The organism is Rossellomorea aquimaris (assembly GCF_001877785.1).
Taxonomy (GTDB): Bacteria; Bacillota; Bacilli; order Bacillales; family Bacillaceae_B; genus Rossellomorea; species Rossellomorea aquimaris_A.
In genome coordinates, this window is the sequence record NZ_MINN01000106.1 from 328,210 (window position 1) to 349,525 (window position 21,316).

At 46.3% G+C, this 21,316-nt stretch carries 21 protein-coding genes; 18 read left to right on the forward strand and 3 right to left on the reverse strand.

Going from position 1 to position 21,316, the window contains the following annotated elements; genetic code table 11:
• Positions 1–73: 73 nt before the first annotated feature.
• The 4 genes from BHE18_RS16470 to BHE18_RS16485 all read left to right on the forward strand — a co-directional run bounded on the left by BHE18_RS16470 (position 74) and on the right by BHE18_RS16485 (position 3,590).
• On the forward strand, positions 74–964 hold the full coding sequence (locus BHE18_RS16470) for a carbohydrate ABC transporter permease (protein ID WP_071619600.1): 891 nt from the start codon (positions 74–76) through the stop codon (positions 962–964).
• A gap of 15 nt (positions 965–979) precedes the next feature.
• Positions 980–1,789: a carbohydrate ABC transporter permease gene (locus BHE18_RS16475; RefSeq protein ID WP_071619601.1), complete on the forward strand. Its 810-nt coding sequence runs from the start codon at positions 980–982 to the stop codon at positions 1,787–1,789.
• Positions 1,790–1,801: 12 nt separating this feature from the next.
• A complete protein-coding gene (locus tag BHE18_RS16480; protein ID WP_071619602.1) occupies positions 1,802–2,542 on the forward strand; it encodes an MBL fold metallo-hydrolase in 741 nt (246 codons plus the stop codon).
• Positions 2,543–2,804: 262 nt separating this feature from the next.
• On the forward strand, positions 2,805–3,590 hold the full coding sequence (locus BHE18_RS16485) for an HAD-IIA family hydrolase (protein WP_071619603.1): 786 nt from the start codon (positions 2,805–2,807) through the stop codon (positions 3,588–3,590).
• 35 nt (positions 3,591–3,625) lie between these two features.
• Here the strand turns inward: BHE18_RS16485 and BHE18_RS16490 are convergent, their stop codons facing one another.
• On the reverse strand, positions 3,626–6,607 hold the full coding sequence (locus tag BHE18_RS16490) for a lamin tail domain-containing protein (protein ID WP_071619604.1): 2,982 nt from the start codon (positions 6,605–6,607) through the stop codon (positions 3,626–3,628).
• A 394-nt stretch (positions 6,608–7,001) separates the two neighbouring features.
• Here BHE18_RS16490 and BHE18_RS16495 point away from each other — a divergent pair, with 394 nt between their 5' ends.
• The gene (locus BHE18_RS16495; RefSeq protein WP_083573840.1) at positions 7,002–7,535 is read left to right on the forward strand and encodes an MgtC/SapB family protein; all 534 of its coding nucleotides are present in this window, start codon (positions 7,002–7,004) and stop codon (positions 7,533–7,535) included.
• Between the two features lie 44 nt (positions 7,536–7,579).
• Here the strand turns inward: BHE18_RS16495 and BHE18_RS16500 are convergent, their stop codons facing one another.
• Positions 7,580–8,149 (reverse strand): glycerol-3-phosphate responsive antiterminator, encoded by a 570-nt coding sequence (locus BHE18_RS16500; RefSeq protein WP_071619605.1) that lies wholly within the window; start codon positions 8,147–8,149, stop codon positions 7,580–7,582.
• Between the two features lie 348 nt (positions 8,150–8,497).
• On the opposite strand from BHE18_RS16500, the gene BHE18_RS16505 reads away from it, so the two are divergent.
• Positions 8,498–9,997 carry a DUF1538 domain-containing protein gene (locus BHE18_RS16505; protein WP_071619606.1) on the forward strand — a complete coding sequence of 500 codons (1,500 nt, stop codon included), beginning with the start codon at positions 8,498–8,500 and terminating at the stop codon, positions 9,995–9,997.
• Positions 9,981–10,649 (forward strand): P-II family nitrogen regulator, encoded by a 669-nt coding sequence (locus BHE18_RS16510; protein WP_071619607.1) that lies wholly within the window; start codon positions 9,981–9,983, stop codon positions 10,647–10,649. The genes BHE18_RS16505 and BHE18_RS16510 overlap by 17 nt, the downstream gene beginning before the upstream one ends.
• 475 nt (positions 10,650–11,124) lie before the next feature.
• Here BHE18_RS16510 and BHE18_RS16520 read toward each other — a convergent pair whose 3' ends face one another.
• Positions 11,125–11,436 (reverse strand): hypothetical protein, encoded by a 312-nt coding sequence (locus tag BHE18_RS16520; protein WP_071619609.1) that lies wholly within the window; start codon positions 11,434–11,436, stop codon positions 11,125–11,127.
• Between the two features lie 268 nt (positions 11,437–11,704).
• Here BHE18_RS16520 and BHE18_RS16525 point away from each other — a divergent pair, with 268 nt between their 5' ends.
• The 11 genes from BHE18_RS16525 to BHE18_RS16575 all read left to right on the forward strand — a co-directional run bounded on the left by BHE18_RS16525 (position 11,705) and on the right by BHE18_RS16575 (position 21,165).
• Positions 11,705–12,064 carry a hydrogenase maturation nickel metallochaperone HypA/HybF gene (locus tag BHE18_RS16525; RefSeq protein ID WP_071619610.1) on the forward strand — a complete coding sequence of 120 codons (360 nt, stop codon included), beginning with the start codon at positions 11,705–11,707 and terminating at the stop codon, positions 12,062–12,064.
• Complete coding sequence (hypB, locus tag BHE18_RS16530) at positions 12,061–12,720, forward strand: hydrogenase nickel incorporation protein HypB (protein ID WP_071619611.1); 660 nt, start codon at positions 12,061–12,063, stop codon at positions 12,718–12,720. The genes BHE18_RS16525 and hypB overlap by 4 nt, the downstream gene beginning before the upstream one ends.
• On the forward strand, positions 12,705–14,996 hold the full coding sequence (gene hypF, locus BHE18_RS16535) for a carbamoyltransferase HypF (protein ID WP_071619612.1): 2,292 nt from the start codon (positions 12,705–12,707) through the stop codon (positions 14,994–14,996). Before hypB ends, hypF begins: the two co-directional genes overlap by 16 nt.
• A 25-nt stretch (positions 14,997–15,021) precedes the next feature.
• A complete protein-coding gene (locus BHE18_RS16540) occupies positions 15,022–15,273 on the forward strand; it encodes a HypC/HybG/HupF family hydrogenase formation chaperone (protein ID WP_071619665.1) in 252 nt (83 codons plus the stop codon).
• A complete protein-coding gene (hypD, locus tag BHE18_RS16545) occupies positions 15,230–16,336 on the forward strand; it encodes a hydrogenase formation protein HypD (protein WP_071619613.1) in 1,107 nt (368 codons plus the stop codon). The genes BHE18_RS16540 and hypD overlap by 44 nt, the downstream gene beginning before the upstream one ends.
• A 5-nt stretch (positions 16,337–16,341) precedes the next feature.
• Positions 16,342–17,349 (forward strand): hydrogenase expression/formation protein HypE, encoded by a 1,008-nt coding sequence (hypE, locus tag BHE18_RS16550; protein ID WP_071619614.1) that lies wholly within the window; start codon positions 16,342–16,344, stop codon positions 17,347–17,349.
• 49 nt (positions 17,350–17,398) lie between these two features.
• Positions 17,399–17,926 (forward strand): cytochrome b5 domain-containing protein, encoded by a 528-nt coding sequence (locus tag BHE18_RS16555; protein ID WP_071619615.1) that lies wholly within the window; start codon positions 17,399–17,401, stop codon positions 17,924–17,926.
• A complete protein-coding gene (locus tag BHE18_RS16560) occupies positions 17,926–18,831 on the forward strand; it encodes a hydrogenase small subunit (RefSeq protein ID WP_071619616.1) in 906 nt (301 codons plus the stop codon). The genes BHE18_RS16555 and BHE18_RS16560 overlap by 1 nt, the downstream gene beginning before the upstream one ends.
• Complete coding sequence (locus tag BHE18_RS16565) at positions 18,824–20,233, forward strand: nickel-dependent hydrogenase large subunit (protein ID WP_071619617.1); 1,410 nt, start codon at positions 18,824–18,826, stop codon at positions 20,231–20,233. The genes BHE18_RS16560 and BHE18_RS16565 overlap by 8 nt, the downstream gene beginning before the upstream one ends.
• On the forward strand, positions 20,233–20,688 hold the full coding sequence (locus tag BHE18_RS16570; protein WP_071619618.1) for a hydrogenase maturation protease: 456 nt from the start codon (positions 20,233–20,235) through the stop codon (positions 20,686–20,688). Before BHE18_RS16565 ends, BHE18_RS16570 begins: the two co-directional genes overlap by 1 nt.
• 99 nt (positions 20,689–20,787) lie before the next feature.
• Positions 20,788–21,165 carry a DUF5661 family protein gene (locus BHE18_RS16575; protein WP_235860352.1) on the forward strand — a complete coding sequence of 126 codons (378 nt, stop codon included), beginning with the start codon at positions 20,788–20,790 and terminating at the stop codon, positions 21,163–21,165.
• The last annotated feature ends 151 nt before the right edge of the window (positions 21,166–21,316 follow it).

A 21,316-nucleotide genomic window follows, 5' to 3' on the forward strand; every position in this document is an offset into this window, starting at 1 on the left:
AGGCTGACTGAAGGAAATGGAGCCCGGGTGGAAGGCTGCGGGCTCCTTTTCACAAGAAAGGTGGGACTGTTAGATGACGACGAAGCAGCGAAAACTCAGCACCGGGGCGAGGAATAATCTGTTTGCCTACGGACTGCTGTTTCCTTCTTTCATTTTTTTGACTCTGTTTACTTTTTACCCGACGCTCAAGTCTATTCAGTTAAGCTTCTACAGCGGTCCGATGACGAGATTGCAGTTTTCAGGACTCGATCAGTATAAAGGCGTCTTCGAGGATGAGATATTTCGCAAAGTCATCCTGAATAACATCATTTTCATGGTAGGTACGGTGCCGACCAGTTTGTTCCTGGCGATGTATCTTGCCATCTGGCTGAATAAGAAAATGGCCGGGAGTTCATTGCTTCGCACGTCATTTTTCTATCCAACGATCGTTCCGCTGATTGCGGTGGCGAATATCTGGCTTTTCATTTACACCCCTCAGTATGGATTGCTCGATAACTTCCTTCAAACATTCGGGGCGGGAGATCATAACTGGCTGGGGAATCCGAACACCGTCATGATCGCAATGATCGTCATGATCATCTGGAAAGATGCCGGTTTCTTCATGATCTTTTACCTGGCAGGATTACAGAATCTGCCGAGGGATGTGTATGAAGCGGCTGAGATGGAAGGGGCGAAACCGTTCCAGATGTTCCGTCATATCACATTTCCGCTGCTGATGCCGACGACGCTGTTTGTCATGATCGTGGCGATTACGAATTCATTTAAAAACGTCGACCACTTGTACATAATGACAAAAGGCGGGCCTGATAATGCAAGTAATCTATTACTCTACTATATCTATGAAGCGGCATTTACGAACTGGGATCTTGGGAAAGCTGCCGTCCTCACGGTCATTCTGATTGTCATCATGCTTGGCATCACCGCATTCAACTATTTATATCTTGATAAGAAAATCCATTATTAAGGAGGGGTGGAATCAATGAAAAAAGTAAACTATGGCATCATTATTGTATTAGGAATCATTTCATTCATCCCCCTCCTGTGGGTCGTCATCACTTCTTTCTCCCCGGGGAATCAAGTGATCAATGGGGGCTTTCCGTTCTGGGTCTCGAACCCGACGGTCGAAAACTATGTCAACGCGTGGAATACAGCACCATTTATGCAGTATTACTTCAATACGTTTGTCATCGTGTTCGGGGTCCTGATCGTCCAGCTGGTCACGGTCACGCTTGCTGCGTATGCCTTTGCACGGGTGAATTTTAAAGGGAAAAATGTTTTGTTCATCCTCTTCCTGCTCCAGCTCATGATCCAGCCTGAAATCCTGCTGTTCCCGAACTACCAGGTAATCAGCCAGCTTGGGCTCGTGAATACGAAGCTTGCCGTCATGATGCCGTACTGGGCATCGGCGTTCGGGGTGTTCCTGATGCGCCAGACGTTCAAGCAGGTTCCATATGATTTGGACGAAGCATCAAAAATCGACGGCTGTAAATGGTATCAGACATTGTGGCATGTATATATCCCGTCGGCAAAACCGACCTATATCGCCTTTGCCCTTGTATCGGTGAGTCACCACTGGAGCAACTTCATGTGGCCGCTGATCATCACGGATTCTGTCGAGTCCCGTCCGCTCACTGTCGGACTTGCACTGTTTGCCCAGTCCTATGAGACGGGAGCGCAGTGGGGGATGGTCGCGGCAGGGACGGTCATGGTCATCATGCCGCTCGTGATCGCTTTCTTCCTTTTTCAAAAACAATTCGTATCAAGCTTCATGCATTCAGGAATCAAATAGGTGGTGGAATAATTGGACATTCATTTTTTAGGAACGGGAAGCGCATATCCCGGTTCAGAACGCGACAATACATCAATCTGCTTTTGCAATGACGGGTATCAAGTGCTCGTCGATGTGAGCGGCAACCCGTGCAGGAAGCTGAAGGAGCTGAAGGTGGATCTCTGTGAACTTGATGCAGTGGTCTTCACCCATTTTCATATCGATCATATCTACGGGCTCCCGTCCCTATTATGGGGGATGTGGCTCGAGGACAGAAAGAAGCCTTTACGGATTTTCTGCGATTACCGCAATAAGAAAAAGCTTCAGGAGTGGCTTGAGACGATGGAGGCCGACAAATGGCCGATAAACTTTGACATTGAGATTGAAACCTTTGACGGGGATCAGGAAGAGGAGCTTATGTGCGGCGGGGGAATGACGTTTTCCTGCTTCAAGGCACTTCATTCAGTTCCGACTGCTGGGCTTGAAGTGAAGTGTGCCGGGCAGACCGCCGTTTATTCCAGCGATACGGAAATCAACGAACGGATCGGAGGATATGAACATATAGATATGTTAATACATGAAGCCACTTCCGCACGTACAGTTGCAGGCAACCACAGCAGTCTTGTTGAGATCGCCGAAAAATATGACCTGGATAAATTCGATAAGATTGTCCTGGTCCATTTATCAGACAATCAACCATACGAAGAAGAGGCAGCAAAGCATGGAAAAGGGAAGGTTGTCATCGGGGAAGATCTGATGAGCATGCACTTATAAATAATAGATTCAAGGATAAAGATGAGGAGATTCCTTGGGTATGGCGAAATCCAATTGTTGAATTGGAGAAATCGTCATGTTCAGGGAATTTTTTATTGTTTTAAGAAAGCATCACTTAAATTTGAGAAATGGCCAGCTCCAGCGCCTAGCCCCTCGAGACGTTTGGTCTGCCCGCTGAAGTCAAAGAACGACTTCAATGGTCGGAACACCTGTCGGGGCTGAACAAGGAGCTTACGCTTTTCTTATTGGATGGAGGGTACCGATGAAAGATTTGAAAGGGTATATTTTTGATTTGGATGGCACCGTGTATCTTGGCAAGCAATTGATAGAAGGGGCAGACACTGTGATCAACTCCCTGCTCGATGAAGGGAAGAAAGTGCTGTTCCTGACAAATAAGACGATTGAATCGCGTCAGCGTTACGTGGAGAAGCTTAACGGATTCAACATCCACGCAAGCCTGGAGAACATTTTGAATCCGACCGTTACATTGATTGATTATTTGCGTCTGCATCATCCGGATGCCGTTTTATATGTGATCGGGGAGCAGCCGATCAAGGATGAGCTCGCCCTTGCCGGGTTCCGTGAGGGGATGGCCCCGTCCGAGGTTGATGTCGTGGTGCTCTCCTGGGACCGAGATTTTCACTATGACCATTTGAATTTTGCCTATCAGGCGGTAAAGCATGGCGCTGTCCTGATTGCAACCAACCCTGATAAAACATGTCCATTGGAGGGCGGGGATGTTCCCGACTGTGCCGGCATGATCGGGGCAGTGGAGGCGGTGGCAGGGAAAAAGATCGATGTGCAGATTGGAAAACCGTCCGTACTGACCGTTGAGGCAGCACTGAGGATCTTGCAGCTGCGGCCTGAAGAGTGTGTCATGATCGGTGACCGCCTGGAAACGGATATCCGGATGGGCATCGAAGCCGGGATGAAAACAGCGCTTGTTCTCAGCGGGATCACGACTAGGGAGGATCTCGGGGCTGCAGCCTGGAAGCCGGATTATGTGCTTCCTTCAGTAAAGGGATTGTTAACGGAAAAAACGACATGAAAAAAGGAAGCGGCCCAGCCGCTTCCTTTTTCCTTTTATTCGATTCCTTTATCGTCCTTCATCAGCTTCTTCATGTCGATCCGGAGCATCCGGTCCATCGGGTAGGTGGTGGTGTAGCGGTATTTATCCGCACCGGATTCAAACACGACGTAAAGCTCTTTCTGCACCTCCACGATCCCTTCAGGCATCGGGATGGCTTCGATGCTCTGACGCGGTTTGGCCGTATGGCCGTCAAGGAACCACAGCGGCACTTGTTTTCCTTCAATCTCAACATAGGCATGAGCGTCCTCTTTCAGCGGGTATTCGTAGCGGTACAGAACGCTGTCATTGGCCCTTCCGTAGGAGGTGCTAAGCGTTACACCGTTCCTTGCCGCTTTCTGCATGATAGCCCCCTGGACTTTTCCGGTCGTGGACAGGACGTAATCCGGCACTGCTTCATGGTCTGGTGATCCATTCCAGTGTTCCGCGGACAGATCATCATTGTTCCGTTCCAGGTCAAAACCGGTCATCCATGCATAGTGCATGTCTCCGTCCCTGTTTTGGATATGGTGAGAAGGGTCGGTCGGATAGGAACTGGCCTCATAGAATTCCCCGACCCAGAGGATGCCTTCATCATAGACGGTGTAGGCAGCTTCGACCGGTAAGGGAATCTGCTTGGTGAAGTGGATTTCCCCGTTGTCTTCGGCTTGGACCAGGTCGCTCAGCTTGAAGGAGAATAACTGGTTCTCGGATGCCACCCAGCCGTGATCGCGGCTGACGGTCACTCCGCCTGCGTGGCCGGTGTATGGAGTGCCGTCCGTGTTATAAAGGACCACGGATTTCACCAGTTCCCCAGTCGTCCGGTTCGTTACGGTTATCGTACCCGGCTGGATACCATTATCGACATAGCTGATCGTCAGCAGCCAGTCTTTTTTCTTATAGTAGGTCAACCCCTGGGGAACCAGTCCCTGAGCCAGACCTGCGATTACAGGGCCATCCGAACTGATGTCCCACAGATCCTGGTAGGCAGGATCCTTTTCATGCTCCCACCGTTCCAGCTGGGTGATGGTCTGGTGTTCAGGCGTCACCTGTACCGGTTCGGATAATACGGAAACATTCCCCGATGTATCCTCGGCGCTGACTTGCAGCGTGTACGTTTGATTGCCGACCAGCGTATAAAGCGTAAAGTCTGTCTGTGATGGATCGACGGAGTATTCAAGTTTGCCGTCTTTGTAAATGTGATAGCGGTACAGGTCATCGGCGTCTGGTGCGTCCCAGCTCAAATCGGCTTTTCCGCTTCCTGGAGCTGCTTGGAGTCCGGATGGCGGCGCTGGCGCCTCATCATCCAGTTCAGGACGTTCAGGGACTTGATCTTCTATCAGCCATCCCGGTGTCGGTTTCTGATTGGCCGCTAATTTTTCCATCGAGCGGGTGTTATCTTTTGGATAGGCAAAAGTGACGGTTTCCTTCAAGGTAACGTCTTCTGCCGAATAATCGGCTCTCACCACTTCATGGCCATCGGGATCATAAACAGCCAGGGTATTGCCTCCGTTGACCAGGCCGGCGATATCCCCGAGGACGATCGAATCCTCTTCCGTCAGATACTTGCTTTTATAGGAATAGAAATAGTTATAGTTGAACGCTTCAAGTGAAATCGGGGCGATGGAAGCGTTCCGTGTCCAGACCACAACCGTCTCCCAAGGCTCCAGTACAACATTTTCTCCGATCTCTTTATCCCAGTTATAAGAGGCGAATCGATACCCCTTCAAATCAATCGGCTCCGGACTGTTGTTATAAAGCTCGAAGTATTCAAATGCATCATAACCCGCATAGTTATCGGTGTTTGCGATCAATTCAGTGATTAATAGATTCGGTATCGGCGCGTTTTCCGAAGGTCCTGTCACAAGCGGACGGGATGCGTCTGATTCGTTACCTGCCCGATCGATTGCAGTGACCGTAAGTGAATATTCCCTGTTTAATTCGAGAGGGGAGACGACTATGCTTGTTATGTCTGCAGGAACAGTACCGAAAATCGTTCCGTTAATGTAGATACGGTATCCTGTTAGGTCGCTTTCTGTTTTGGCGTTCCACTGCAGCTTAACATGATCTTTCCCAGGTATTGCCCTGAGGCCGGACGGTACAGCGGGAGCTTCAGTGTCCACGTTCTCCTGCGGCACAGCCGTGACACCTTTCGATCCAGGTGATTCGTTTCCTTCTGCGTTGACTGCCGTCACCCTGAAGGTGTATGCCTTGCCGTTTTCCAAGCCGTCAATGGTGGCGGTGTTGGTATCGGATGACAATGCCGAGCCGTCAGAATGGTAGATGTTGTATGACACCGCACCTTCTGATGCCTCCCACTCCAGTAGAACCGATCCGTTTGAAGGAGCGGCACTCAGATTTGCAGGTGCCGCCGGGCCGGTCACTTGTTCAGCGAGCAGCAGGGAAGGGGTAGGTTCTTCCCCATTACGGATCTTCATCATTTCTGCCGAGCTGCCGGCTTTATAAATGACACTCCGGTTTGCGATGCCATCCACTTCACCATCGTTTATGATGGCTGTACTGAGAATATGGCCGTCTGCATCAGCAATCCCTATTTTACGCCTGTCGCTGTCACTAAGTCCCTGGGCTGCAGTCGTCAGCCTCACTTCAAACACTTCTTCGGGGGTAAGAGAGCTTTCATAGTTCGAGTTGAAATCCCATAATGGCGTATCAGGATAAGCATATTTCTTTAACCATAGGACCAGAGAGTCTTTTGGCTGGATGACTTTGTCTGAGATCTTCCATCGATTTGCCGGGCTTGAAAAATTGCTTGTAAAATATTGGAGCTGATAGTCTTGGAGATTGATTGCCTCTGAGGTGGAGTTGTAGATTTCGACATACTCATAAGGCTGTCCGGAACCGGCCGATTTAGCGACGATTTCCGTGATGATAAGAGAGGGGGAGGGATCTTCCGCCTCAGAATTCTGGACAAATAGCAGGAAAAATCCCAATCCTAAAACGAGAGTGGCAGCTGCCCGGGCAAGCGGGTTCTTTTTCAATGCATTTCCTCCTTTATGAAACGTTTATTTATGTGAAAATGGAAAGAGCCCCATGGCAAAAACATGTACGGCTTGTACACGCAATTGACACAGGGCTCTCCTCATCTCTACCCGGATATTCTTCATGTAGTTTAACCATACAGTGCTGGGAAGGGTGTGACAATATGAAAATAGTAGTAATTTACATTATATTCTGAATTATTCGAAAATATAATTGAAAAGATATTGATGATGGTTTATGATTAGTATAACAATCGTATAGGTTCCGGCTTGGTAGGAAGAGTAAAAGAGATCCCCTATGAAGCGGACGGTATGATTTCCTTTCTGCTAGGCGGGGGAAGTCTGCGTTCGTTTTATGGAGCGGTCTCTTTTTATCGTAAAAGGAGATGGTGGAATGGGGCATTTATTGAATGATATGTCAGGATTCTTCTGGGATTTTGAAATTTATTTCCGGATTGTGGTCAGTGCTGTACTGGGATTCCTCATTGGGTGGGATAGAACATCGAAAAATAAGCCTGCAGGGTTAAAAACGTACACATATGTTGCGGTGGCATGCACACTGATCACGATCGTTTCAATCGAAGGAGCGGAGATGCTCAGCCAGCCCGACAGCGGAAAAATGATGGACCCGCTCCGTCTGGCGGCACAAATTGTATCCGGACTCGGATTCCTGGGGGCGGGCGTGATCCTGAAAGATGGATTGCGGGTGAAAGGATTGACTTCTGCGGCGATGATCTTTTATGTCGGTGGAGTGGGGATCGGAATCGGGGCAGGGTTTTATTCAATCGTCATCTTTGCCACGCTGGTAACATTCATCATTACGAGAATCGGAAACTTCTTTGAAGAAAAGGAGATTACGAGTGTGCGCCTCCCGGGGTTCGGAAAAAAGAAGAAAACGGAGGATGAAGAAAAAAAGGTAGGGACCTGAATGCAAAAAGAGCTCAACTCTTCGCGGAGTTGAGCTCTTTTTAATTAAAGATCCAGATTCCAAAGCCTCGGGTCACCCGAGGAAATCGCAAGTGCCCCGGCTCTGAGTCCTTTGAGGATATCGTCCTTGTTGCTGATCAGGCCTCCGGCAATGATCGGCAGTGCAGTCATTGTCGTCAATTTATCAATGATGGCCGGCATGAGGCCCGGAAGGACTTCAATGGCATCCGGCTTACAGTTATGGGCAATTTCGATTCCTTTGGCAAGGGCATTGCGGTCGATAAGGAAAAGGCGCTGTATCGTCATTAGGCCTTCTTCCTTTGCATACTTGATCAGGTTGCTCTTCGTTGTGATGATGCCGGCAGGCTTCCAGATTTCCGCTATGTACTTGATCGCGCTCTTCGTATTCGACAGCCCGTCGATGAAATCAATATGTATAAAGGTGGTCTTCCCGGCTTCCTTCAGTTTTATCAGGTAATCATTCATCGTGATCAAGTTCCCTGTCAAGATGAACACGATGTTCGCATTTGAATTTGCGGCCCTGTCTAAGTCCGCTTCTTCTTTTATGGAGGCAATCACTTGTGATTGAACAATATCGGTCAGGTTTTTCTTCATCTGCACTGCTCCTTTTAAAAGTCTGAAAATTATATATTTATTGTAGCATAAGGTCAATACCGGTTAATTTGCTTTCACGTATTAAGGGAGGTTGTAGATGGATTGCTATAGGTGATTTTTTATTAACAGTGATTACGTTCCCCAAGTTTCCGTTTTTATGTTAAAATATAGTTAATGGTCTGAAAAATGAATAAACTTTGAATTCGGTGGAGTCTGTCGCAGCGGGGTATGTATGCCCGTTAACGACAGGCTTTTTTTATTTCTCACGGCCTGGTACCAGTGATCTGAAATAGCGGGGTGATTCTGATATAAACAAATAAATAACTACAGGAAAGGAATGAAGCTTAGTTGAATGTACTGGTTGAAAAGTTAAAAGAAGTATTGTTTGCCGTTCTCCCAATTACCTTCTTAGTGATGGTCTTGAACTTTACATTAGTCCCTTTGGGTCCGGCTTTATTGATGCGGTTTATTATCGGCGCCATATTGATTGTTATTGGATTAACGATATTCTTGATTGGTGTTGATGTAGGGGTCACGCCGGTCGGTCAATCGATGGGAGGCATGCTTGCGAAATCGAATAAAATCTGGGTTGTGATTTTAATTGGTTTAGGCCTTGGCTTTTTCATCTCGATTGCTGAACCTGACTTGCATATACTTTCCGGGCAGGTGGAAAGTGTTACTTCAGGTTTGATTTCAAAGGGGAGTATAGTGGTAGTTGTTTCGGTCGGCATTGGTCTATTGATTGCGGTCGGTCTCGTCCGGATCGTGTATAACTTTCCTTTATATAAGTTGTTGACCATTCTTTATCTCGTCATTTTAATTTTGGCGATTTTTACTTCACCTGAGTTTCTGGCCATCTCTTTTGATGCATCAGGGGCGACGACAGGTGCCTTGACGGTTCCCTTCATTCTGGCCCTGGCTTTAGGGGCTTCCGGATTGAAAAGGGATAGTAAGGCTTCAGAAAAAGACAGCTTCGGCCTGGTCGCCATCGCGTCCACCGGGGCAATCATAACCGTCATGATTATGAACATCATTTCTAAAACGGATGAGATAACAGGCAGTCTTGAATCTATGCACTCAGATTCCAATGATGTCATCGCTCCGTTTCTTCATCACTCGCAATTCTTGATCAAGGAAATATTCATCGCCCTGCTTCCCATAGTCGTTACTTTCCTTATATTCCAGTTCATTTCATTTAAGATGTCGAAGAAAAGGGTCAAGAAAATCATGCTGGGCTTCCTCCTCACATTCATTGGACTGGTTTTATTCCTTGTGGGGGTAAACGCCGGATTTATGGATGTCGGCAGTGAAATCGGCCATAGTATCGCCTCTATGGACAATAAAGCATATGTTATTATCATAGCCTTTGTTCTTGGTCTGGTGACGATTCTCGCAGAACCGGCTGTTCATGTCTTAACCCGCCAAATTGAGGATGTTACAAGCGGATATGTCAAAAGGAAGGCTGTACTTGCCACACTCAGCGTAGGTGTCGGCCTGGCTATAGCCTTGGCCATAGTAAGGATCCTTGTTCCCGGACTTCAATTATGGCATTATCTGCTCCCGGGATATCTCATCGCACTCATTCTGTCCTATATTGTTCCAAAGCTGTTTGTAGGGATTGGATTTGACTCGGGTGGCGTGGCATCAGGACCGATGACCGCAACATTTATCCTCGCTTTTGTTCAAGGTGCGGCGGAAGCGGTTGAAGGTGCAGATGTATTAAAAGACGGCTTCGGTATGATTGCCATGGTCGCCATGACTCCGATTATCGCTTTGCAGATATTGGGGCTTGTCTTTAAACTGAAATCAAAAAAGGGAGGATTTGAAAAGGATGCCCAAACACAATGAAATGGCCGAGTATGAGCTGATATGTATAATCGTTGACTTTGGAAAGGGAAGCAAAGTGCTGCAGACAGCAAAAAAGTTCGGTATTTCAGGAGGCACGGTCATGATTGGAAACGGGACGATTAAAAACAACCTCCTGGAACTTTTGGCGTTATCATCGAGCCGTAAAGAAATTGTGTTAATGGTGGCTGATAAAAATACAGCCTATAAAGTGGTGGAACAGCTTGATATGAAATTGAAGTTCACAAGGAAAAATCATGGGATTGCCTTTACTACATCTGTAGGGTATGTATTAGGAGCCCGGAGTAGTGTAAAGAATGATGAGAAAGAAGAAAGGGGTGCGGAAGGACCAATGTATCATGCCATTACAGTGATTGTGGAAAAAGGGAATGCAACAGAAGTAATCGACGCGGCATCGGAAGCAGGTTCAAAAGGCGGAACCATCATTAACGCCCGGGGATCCGGCATTCATGAAACGAGCAAGGTATTTAACATGGATATTGAACCTGAAAAAGAAATCGTCATGATCCTTTCTAATAATGAAAATACCGATGCCATCGTTTCCTCGATTAGAGCCAAACTGAAAATCGATGAACCGGGAAACGGGATCATTTACATTCAAGATGTGAATAAAACGTACGGTTTATATGAATGAACGGCATCTGATTGCAATGTGAACAATTCGAATCAGGCTGGCCGCCGGTTTATAAAATGGAGTAGGGGAGGCAGATTACTTGGTTATGCATTTTGCTATTACTGCGCTTATTTATATATTGCTGCTGGTATTAACCTACGAAGCAATAATCTTGAATAACAGCAGTACGGATAAAAGTATAGAAATCATAACTTTATCGTTCAATCGTGCTTATACCATCCTTTTATTCGGCCTGCTTATTGTGTACGGCATGGTGAAACATCCATACACTGATTTTGATCATCAGACTACTTCCTTTTTGATTTTGGGAAGTAAGTTCATTTCTTTGCTAACACTCGGCGGAAGTTTCATTTTACTTTACAGAAAAAGTTGTAAAAACTTTCGCTGAATTGGACCGTTCCATGATAAAGGAGCTCAACTCTTCCCGGAGTTGAGCTCCTTTTTTAAAGAAATCTAATCGACTCTGATATTCAACTTAATCATTCTTATAATCAGGGTGCCTGGACTCGGCTAGCTGTTCCAGCCGGTGTATTCTCCTGTTCAGTTGATGAATTGAACGGTCAAGTTCGCGTGCGTTTTTCTCCAATAGATCTAATCGGTAATAACAGATAGCTGCTGTATATTGTCTCTGCAGTTGAGCGGGATATGGAATACAGCCAAAATGCATGATCACGATCACCTCATTTCGAATAGTAAATGGGGTTATTAAATGGTATTCAACATCATAAAAAGTGTTTGGGCTGTCGGGGCAGCTGACGAAATAAATAAAGAAGCGCTGCTGCCTCAACCCGACAGCCCCCTGAATATATAGGATTCATGGTTACTGCCTTGTAGATGGTGATGATAATAATATGGCTCGTTCTTCGTACGGGTTGAAAACGCATGACATAGGCTGTCCGGCAAATAATTGAAGTGTTTGAAAAGACAAGGATACCGCTCATTTAGTGAGGAGGTATCCTTGATTTTATTTATGATCAGTCCCCAAAAAGCACTTCTGTACAAGATGTTCTTTTTACTAAAGCCGAGCATAGATATGAAATTGAGAGGTGTTAGGGATGCACGAAATGTCGCTTATGGCTGAGATTATCAGAATAGTTTCTGACGATGCCAAGGTGAATGGGATCAGGAAAGTGTCCAGGATAAGTGTGATTGTTGGTGATTTATCAAATGTACTGCCTGATGCGCTGGAGCTGGCCTTTTTTTATTTTCAGAAGCAGGGGTTGGTCATTCTTGATGAAACGACGGAATTGGAATTGATAAGTGAAGCGGCGAAGGCAAGGTGCCGAAAGTGTTTGCTTGAGTTTACACCCGATTATAGAGTGGCGCTTTGCCAGAAGTGCGGGCTGCCCCATTGTGAGCTTGTTTCAGGTGAGACTTTTCGGGTTGAATCATATGAAGGAAGTGATGAAGTGTGAAGATCGAGCTGCAAGAGGATGTGTTGAAGGATCAGAATTTGGCTGCTGCATTCAATAGGGAAGCATTCAAGAAAAACCATACACTTGTCATTAATTTGATGAGTTCTCCGGGGGCAGGGAAAACGACTTTACTGGAAGAGACGATCAAGGCTTTAAATAAGGAGTTCCGTATGGCTGTGATCGAAGGCGATCTGGCAACGGAACTGGATGCGGAACGGCTACGTTCGCTGGGTGTCAGAACGGTTCAGATCAATACGGTGGGTGGATGCCACCTTGATGCCAGGATGATTGCGAAAACGCTGCCTAATTTTGAACTGGATTCGATTGATATTCTCTTTATTGAAAACATCGGGAATTTGGTTTGCCCCTCTGGATATGATTTAGGACAAGACTATAAAGTAGTGGTCTTAAGTGTGCCTGAAGGAAACGATAAAATACCGAAATATCCTGTCATGTTCAGGCGCACCGATTTAACAATCGTGAATAAAATCGACATCCTTCCGTATGTATCCTTCGATTTAGAAGAAGCCGCAAGAAATTTAAAGGAAATAAACCCGCAGGCACAGTTGAAAGCCTTATCCGCCAAAACGGGTGAAGGGATGGAAGAATGGATCACTTGGATAAAGGATGCATATCGTCAATGTACAAAGCCATAAAAGTAATCGTAAGAGGAAAGGTGCAGGGTGTGGGTTTTCGTCCATTTGTCTATTCCCTTTCAAAAAAATATCAGCTCAGTGGAACGGTCCAAAATAATCTGGACGGTGTCATCATCCTGGCGGAAGGAGAGGAAGGGCAGTTAGGGAATATGGTAGATGAAATCAAAAGGCATCCGCCTATATTGGCGAAGATCAATGAGATAACCACCCATCCCATTCCGCTTACCCATCATAAAGGATTTACGATTATTCCCAGCCGGGTAAACGGGAGGGCTGTTCCCTGGATTCCTGCGGATGCGGGTATCTGTGACCAATGTCTGGAGGAAATGAACGACCCCTGTAACCGGCGTTATCACTATCCGTTTATAAACTGCACCCAGTGCGGACCGCGCTATACGATTATCAATCGACTTCCTTATGATCGTCCACATACGACCATGAAGGATTTCCCTATGTGCCATGACTGCCGGGTAGAGTATGAAGATCCATTGAATCGGCGCCACCATGCCCAGCCTATTTGTTGTCCGGAGTGCGGGCCAACCGTAACGCTTCATAACCAAAGCGGGGAATCATTGGCTGAAAATCAAACAGCCATCACCCGGACATTCGAGTTGATCAAACAAGGATATATCGTGGCCATCAAAGGGATCGGCGGCTTCCATTTAGCTTGTGATGCGTATCAAGAAAGGGCTGTTGACCGATTAAGGATTCGAAAGAGACGGCCGCAGAAACCTTTGGCGGTTATGGTCAAGTCGTTAGAGGCGGCAAGGGATCTCTGTCATATCTCGAGCAGCGAGGAAGATTTTCTGATGAGCCCTGAAAAGCCGATTGTTATTTTGAAAAAAAGAAGAGGGGGTGCTTTATCGCAGAATATCTCCCCTGGCTTATCGACGATCGGGGTGATGCTTCCTTATACCCCTCTTCATCATCTTCTGTTTAAAGAAAATAAGTTGGACTGTATCGTGATGACGAGTGCGAATCCTTCAGGGCTTCCGATTTTATATAAAGATGAGGATTTAAAACATGTACAAAACATCTGTGATTATACCTTAACCCATAATCGCAGAATCGATTTTCCGATTGATGACTCGGTCGTTCAGTGTGACGAGGAACATCCGGTATTAGTACGGCGCGCAAGAGGATACGTTCCAGAGCCGCTGAAGACAGCAACTGGTGTGGATCGAATGATTGCGCTGGGAGGAAATCAAAAGAATACATTCTCCGTCGGGAAGGGGGATACCATTGTTATGGGTCCCCATGTGGGTGATTTGGAGAACGAAGAAATGATCGCCTCCTTTGAATCACAGCTGCGCCATTATAAAGAGTATCTGGGGGTCAATGAAGTGAGCATGGCTGTCGACATGCATCCCCTATACGCATCCACTTCTATTGCAAAAAAACTCAAGGGTAAAACCATAACCGTTCAGCACCACCATGCACACCATGTATCCTGCTTGGAGGATAACGGTCTTACCGAGCCATGTGCGGGGATCATCTTGGATGGTACCGGATACGGGGAAGACGGGAATATCTGGGGCTTTGAATTCTTATATGGAGACGCACAATCATTTGAACGACTGGCTCACCTGACATACACTCCTCTTCCGGGCGGGGAAAAAGCCGTGAAAGAACCGTGGAGGAATGCAGTGGGGATGCTGCTTCATTACTGGCCGGAGAATGGGAAAGAATTATGCCTGAAGCTGTTTCCTGAGAAAGCAAAGGAAATAAACGTTATGGAACAGATGATTGCCCATGGGATCAATACGCCGATGGCCGGGACCTGCGGCCGCTTATTTGATGCAATTAGTGCCATTCTCGGAATATGCACGGTTTCAACATATGAAGGGGAGGCGGCGGTCAAATTATCTGATTATATGAGCAGAACCCAACTTGAAAACGCAGGGGAAACATATCCCTATCATATAAATAAAAGCACCCCAAACCAGCTTCAACTTGACTTATCGCCTAGGATTTATGAAATCATCCAGGACAAATGGCAAAAACCCATAGAGGAAATCGCTCAGAAATTTCATGTCACTTTGGTGTCTTGCTGTATACAGATGGTGTTGGAACTTTTCAGGAATCGGCCGGAATACAATAGAACAGTCGTACTGTCGGGAGGATCCTTCCAAAATATTTTTCTGGCAAGGGAAATCCGGGAAGGGCTCAAAAAAGAGGGATTCAACGTCTATACCCATAGACACGTTCCTTGTCACGATGGGGGCTTATCATTAGGCCAGCTCATCATTGCTGCTCATAGGCTGGAAGGAAGATAAAAGAAAATGAAGGTGGCGAATGGATGTGTGCTTGGGAGTACCGGCTAAAGTCATTGAAATAAAAGGTCAGGAAGCCCTGGTGGATGTAATGGGGTCGAGGATGTTTGTAGGGACCTTTTTTGTTCCGGAGGTGAGGGTCGGTGATTATGTATTGCTGCATGCGGGGCAGGCCCTTACCGTGGTGGATGAGAAATATGCCGAAGAGAGTATAGAAGAATGGAGGAATGTGTTAGATGGCAAGCATGGACCTTTTTTCGGATCCGGTCTTGACTCGTGATTCAGTTGGGGCCGTCATCGATTTAGCAAAGAAATTCAAAGAAGAAAAAGGCCGGATTCCGGTATTCATGGAGGTATGCGGTTCGCATACGATGGCACTGGCCAAAACAGGAATAAAAACGAGATTGAAAGAGTATGTACAGCTGATAGCCGGGCCGGGTTGTCCCGTATGTGTGACAGATCAAAAGTCAATCGATGCCATGATTCAATTATCACAAGAGCCTGACACCATTCTTTGTACATTTGGGGATATGATGCGGGTACCGGGTTCTAAATCTACCTTGATGAAAGCGAAGACAGACGGAAAGGATATCAGAGTCGTCTACTCGCCGTTGGACAGTGTGAAGATAGCTGAGGAAAATCCCGATAAGGAAGTCATTTTCTTAGGGATCGGTTTTGAAACGACGATTCCCATTCTCGTTCTTGCCGTTCTCCAGGCAGAAAGAAGGAATGTGAATAATTTTTCGGTTTGGATGACTACAAAATTGGTGGAGCCTGTTTTAAGAGCCCTTCTTCACTCTGGCGAAGTGAAGCTTGATGGATTTCTCCTGCCGGGTCACGTTTCCGTTGTGATAGGAGAGCACAGCTATCGTTATTTAGAGGAAGAATTTTCTGTTTCGGGTGTCATCACCGGGTTTGAACCCGTTCAGTTACTCAGCGGGATTTATAAACTGCTGCAGCACCAGTTGGAAAAAAAGGTTAAAATCATCAACGATTATACATATGTTGTAAAAGACAAAGGAAATGTCGTGGCCCAACAATTACTGGAAGAATACCTGGAAGCCCATGACGAGGCTTGGAGAGGGATGGGGACGATTCCCAAAAGCGGATTGGTTCTCAAAGAGAAGTATGCGAGGTACGACGCCAAAAAGAAGTTTAAGATTTCGATAGGGGAGCCGAGGGTGACCAAATGCCGCTGTGGTGAAATCGTCCGCAGATTAATTACCCCGGAAGAGTGTGTACTGTTCAATAAAGGATGTACGCCCACTAATCCCATCGGTCCTTGCATGGTTTCAACAGAAGGAACCTGTGCGGCCCACTATCAATTCATGAGGGAGGTGTAGCTTCAGTGCAGCGAATCAGTCTGGCTCACGGAGAAGGCGGCGAATTAACACATAGATTGATACAGGACCTCTTTATCCGGTCGTTTGGACACTCAGAACATACACAATTCGATTCTGCGATTCTTGACATCCCATCACAAACCATAGCTGTCACAACGGACAGCTATGTGGTAAACCCCCTATTCTTTCCCGGCGGGAATATAGGGAAGCTGGCAGTAACAGGGACAGTGAACGATTTAGCTGTAAGCGGGGCTGAACCTCACGTGATAACGGCCGGTTTTATCCTTGAAGAAGGGTTCCCTGTCAAAAGTCTGAAAGAAATCGTCAACACGATGGCGGGGGAAGCAGAAAGAGCCGGGGTGAACATTATTGCGGGTGATACAAAAGTAGTCGAAAAGGGAAGTGTGGACGGCCTCTTCATTAATACGACAGGCATCGGTGTCATGAAAGAACAGCATCGCTTGAAGCCTGAATTGATTCAAGAAGGCGATTCCGTCATCATCAGTGGTACCATCGGGGATCACGGGGTCGCGATATTGAGTGCACGCCAGGAGCTGGGTCTGGTCACAGATGTCAGGAGCGATTGTGCTTCATTAAACCATCTGATCCATGATCTCCTGGGGGACATCAAAGGCATCCGGATCATGCGGGATCCGACAAGAGGGGGATTGGCCACTACACTCGTGGAGCTGTGTGAAGATTTCCATTTTACACTTGAAGTCGATGAAGCTTCTATTCCGGTGCGCGCTGATGTTCAGGGCGCCTGCGATATTTTGGGCTATGATCCCGTTTATCTAGCCAATGAAGGGAAAGTAGTGGTCATCGTGGATTCACATGATGAACAAAAGGCCCTTGATATGTTGAAGGGTCATGAAGCAGGAAAGGATGCAAGGGTGATCGGCCGCATCACATCCTGTCATGTTCAAACCGGCAAGCTGCTTTTACGAACGGCTGTGGGCACGACTAGAAGACTCAATCGCCTGTCAGGTCAGCTTCTGCCGAGAATTTGTTAATCCATTTTGAAACCAGTGACAGGGGAAATGGCCCAAGGGGGAGAACATCATGGATAGCATCGAAATGATTAGAATGCAGGTGAATCATCTTGTGACACAATCCCGTCAGGATCTCCATACGTTATCAACATTGAGTGACCCCTCCCGCAAAGCACAAATTTTACAGCGGCTATGGGATGCACTCTCTACGATTCATTTTCTTAGTGAATGGCTGGCCAATCAAGCGAAGAACGGCTATCCTATAGTACCTTCACAATCATCTATTCCAGTTCCTTCAGAGAATGTAAATCAGTCACAAAACCCTCCCGTTCCTTCTTTACCCACTCAGTCTCTATCACCGTCTAATCAACGAACGTTTACAATTGGAGAATTAGCCACTTTTACCGGGAAAAATGGGAGACCGGCTTACGTAGCGGTCAATGGCATTGTGTATGATATGACAACTAATCGGGCTTGGGCAGCTGCTTCCCACTTCGGCTTAACTGCCGGCAAAGAGTACACGCAGGAATTTGCTTCTTGCCATGCCGGGCAGCAATCGATTTTGGCTGCACTGCCCATTGCAGGGAGGCTGGTCTAATGGAAGGACAAATTTTGCCGCCGGAGTCTTTAACAAATGAAGCCATTGCTGAAAGGTTGACTAGTACGGCACTGAAGAGCCTCGAAAGAAAGACGATCAAGAAAAAAAACCTCATTTACTTAGAGTTGAATGGTTGTTCGGGGAATATCATTTCCTTGTTGAACGGACGGAATCCGGACTTTGAGTACACGCTGAATTCAATGGTCGATCTTCGCTATTGCAACAGTTTAATGGCTGCCGAGGGAGAGAGGGCGATCGAGAAACTGATAGAGGCGATGGATGAAGAGTATATTCTGGCCGTTGAAGGAGCCGTCGCGTTAAAGAACAATGGAATGTACAATATCATCGGCAGCTGGAAAGGGAAGCCTCTTACAGGCCTACAAGCAGCCAGGATGCTCGGGGAAAAGGCTTCCTATATTTTAGCTGTGGGGGCATGTGCCACACACGGCGGGGTATCAGCAGCTAAACCGAATCCATCCGAATCCGTAGGGCTGCAGAAGGTGCTGCCTGACAAAGACATGATTAAACTTCCCGGATGCCCTGTCCATCCGGATTGGTTCCTCGGGACCTTGGCGCATCTTTTATTATATGGGGAGCCGGAAACAGACAGTTTGGACCGGCCTTTAATGTTCTACAGCACGCTTATCCATGACCGCTGTCCGAGAAGGCCATTTTTTGACCGGGGGATCTTCGCTGAAAAATTGGGTGATAAAACCTGTTTATTCAAGCTTGGGTGCCGGGGCCCCGTGACGAGAGTGGACTGTCCGACAAGGCAATGGAATGGTCATGTGAATTGGCCGATTGGGGATAATACACCGTGCATCGGCTGTGCCCAGTTTGGTTTTCCGGATGCGATGGCGCCGTTCATCAGCTACGACACGACAAGGGTGGTAAAGGATGAGTAAGAAGAGAATCGTGATTAATCCGCTGACGCGAATCAGCGGTTTTATGGAAATAGATGTAGTGGTCGACCAGAATAGAGTCGTCGATGTCAAAACGAAAGGAAATCTGTTCCGCGGTTTTGAGCAAATGCTGGTAGGCAGAAGTCCGTTCGATTCGGTATATTTTACTCAGCGGATATGCGGCATCTGTTCAGCCGCACACTCGATGGCTTCATCCCTTGCTTTGGAAGATGCTTTGAACATTGAACCAATGGAGCAGGGGAAATATTTACGGGATATCATTCACTGCTGTGAATTTTTGCAGAATCATATCCGTCACTTTTATCAATACACCGTCCCGGATTATGCGAAGATTGAACAAAACTCCCTTTTTCAGGCAGACCATGAGGATTTTCGATTACCTAAAAATATTAATGACCGTATTTCGCAGCATTACTTTGATTCCCTTACGTTCAGTCGTCTGGCTCACGAGATGCTGGCCGTACTGGGAGGGAAAGCCCCCCATAATCATGGTGTTTTTATTGGAGGGATCACGACACAGGCAACAGCTGAGAAGGTAGCTCACATTGATTCCATTTTGGAGAAAATCAGTCGTTTTATTGATGAAAAAATGATCCCGGATGTTTATGACATTGCACACTTTTATCCAGATTATTATCGATTGGGCGGAGGGTATGGCAATCTATTAACCTACGGTGCTTTTAACCATTACAAAGAGCTGGGGACACTATATGTTAATCCGCTATTCTCAACAATGGAATCTGTAACAGCATTTGATGAAAATAAAATTAAAGAAAAAATAGATTATTCTTATTATAAGTCTACTAATAACAGCACTCAGCCGGCTGAAGCATTGACCGAGCCGGATATGGACAATGAAAAAGCCTATTCCTGGGTGAAAGCACCAAGATACAATGGCCTCCCTGCTGAGGTCGGACCGCTGGCAAGACTAATCCTGAGTGGAGCGTATACCAACGGGATATCGGCAATGGACCGGACGATTGCCCGAGCACTGGAAGCAAAGAAGATCGCAGAAATTATGAAAATATTGCTTGAGCACATCATCCCTGGAGTAGATGTGCAGAAAAAATATGAACTCCCGGAATCGGCATCCGGAAGAGGGTTGGTGGATACGACGAGAGGGGCACTGGGCCATTGGTTAAAGATCAGGGATAAAAAAATCTCCTTCTATCAAATCATCACTCCTTCCACATGGGATTTCTCAACAAAGGATGACAGCGGCTTCAGAGGCACTGCTGAAGAAGCCTTGGTCGGCACCCCGATTCAGGATCCGGATAAACCTGCAGAGATTGGCAGAATTCTTCGTTCATTTGATCCGTGCATGTCCTGCGCGACACATGTATACAGACCGGGAAAACAAGTAAAAACGATAAAGGTGTTTTAATGGGAAAAATAATCGTTCTGGGCATTGGGAATCGATTAATGATGGATGATGGAATCGGCCTTTATCTCGTTGAGGAGTTATCCAAGCTGAACCGTTCTCTTCCTGTATCTTTTATAATCGGAGAATCCGACATTGATTACTGCATGGAAGAAATGATGGGGTCAACATTCGCCATCATTGTGGATGCTGTATTTTCAGGGAATAAACCCGGAGAACTTGCCGTTTATTCAATTGCCGATTTACATGAACAGCACACTCTGGACATTTCGGCGCATAACTTTCACTTGTTCCAATCATTGTTCCAGCAGAGAGATACAATGAAGGGCTACCTCATAGGGATCGATCCTCACGAGGTGCGGTTCCATATCGGATTAAGCAGCATTTTAAAAGAAAAATGGGAGACGATTTTACAAGAAGTATCACAGACCATCGATCGGTTGATTGCTAAGGGTTAAGAGAATAAACAGTATTATTTTCAATGAAAATAGAGTCAAGAACATTCCTTGAAGTATAGGCATATGATTTTCGTATATCAGTGAAGGGAATGAAAAAAATTGTACAATGTCCCTGGGATGTATCCATATCGAAATCAGCAGCCTCATAATGTCCATACACCATTGCATCACTATGGCAGGCAGCCTGTAAACGGGAATTCAACCACCGCTAAAACCAGCTTCTCTAAAGAAGAAGCGGCAGCAATAGCTTTGTTATTAGGTGTTGATTTTACTACCAGTAAATTTAATTTAAATGAGTTTTGGATGGGAGTAAATACTGAACTTGAACACGGGAGAAAATACAATAAAACCAATGTGACAGGCGATGACCCTATCACGATCGGTAAAATTGCATTGGCTCATTTAAACGAATTTCCTGATTATTATAGAAGGCTGAAAGTTCTTGAAGATGAGGCAAAAGCGTATTGGAATAAGTAAGCCACCGTTAGAATTAGCGGCTTTATTCTGGTTTTTTTATCATTTTTGATCATTTGCCTGGCTGCAGAGACTGGTTTCTTCTTATGATAAAGATTATTCGACATGAAGGGCATAATTAACAGCGGGAAGGGCGCAATTATTTTTACGAAGG

Coding starts and splice junctions, on each gene's coding strand:
- BHE18_RS16470 (WP_071619600.1), top strand. CDS start 74: ATGACGACGAAGCAGCGAAAACTCAGCACCGGGGCGAGGAATAATCTG.
- BHE18_RS16475 (WP_071619601.1), top strand. CDS start 980: ATGAAAAAAGTAAACTATGGCATCATTATTGTATTAGGAATCATTTCA.
- BHE18_RS16485 (WP_071619603.1), top strand. CDS start 2,805: ATGAAAGATTTGAAAGGGTATATTTTTGATTTGGATGGCACCGTGTAT.
- BHE18_RS16495 (WP_083573840.1), top strand. CDS start 7,002: ATGGGGCATTTATTGAATGATATGTCAGGATTCTTCTGGGATTTTGAA.
- BHE18_RS16500 (WP_071619605.1), bottom strand. CDS start 8,149: ATGAAGAAAAACCTGACCGATATTGTTCAATCACAAGTGATTGCCTCC.
- BHE18_RS16510 (WP_071619607.1), top strand. CDS start 9,981: ATGCCCAAACACAATGAAATGGCCGAGTATGAGCTGATATGTATAATC.
- BHE18_RS16525 (WP_071619610.1), top strand. CDS start 11,705: ATGCACGAAATGTCGCTTATGGCTGAGATTATCAGAATAGTTTCTGAC.
- hypF (WP_071619612.1), top strand. CDS start 12,705: ATGTACAAAGCCATAAAAGTAATCGTAAGAGGAAAGGTGCAGGGTGTG.
- hypD (WP_071619613.1), top strand. CDS start 15,230: ATGGCAAGCATGGACCTTTTTTCGGATCCGGTCTTGACTCGTGATTCA.
- BHE18_RS16555 (WP_071619615.1), top strand. CDS start 17,399: ATGGATAGCATCGAAATGATTAGAATGCAGGTGAATCATCTTGTGACA.
- BHE18_RS16560 (WP_071619616.1), top strand. CDS start 17,926: ATGGAAGGACAAATTTTGCCGCCGGAGTCTTTAACAAATGAAGCCATT.
- BHE18_RS16565 (WP_071619617.1), top strand. CDS start 18,824: ATGAGTAAGAAGAGAATCGTGATTAATCCGCTGACGCGAATCAGCGGT.
- BHE18_RS16570 (WP_071619618.1), top strand. CDS start 20,233: ATGGGAAAAATAATCGTTCTGGGCATTGGGAATCGATTAATGATGGAT.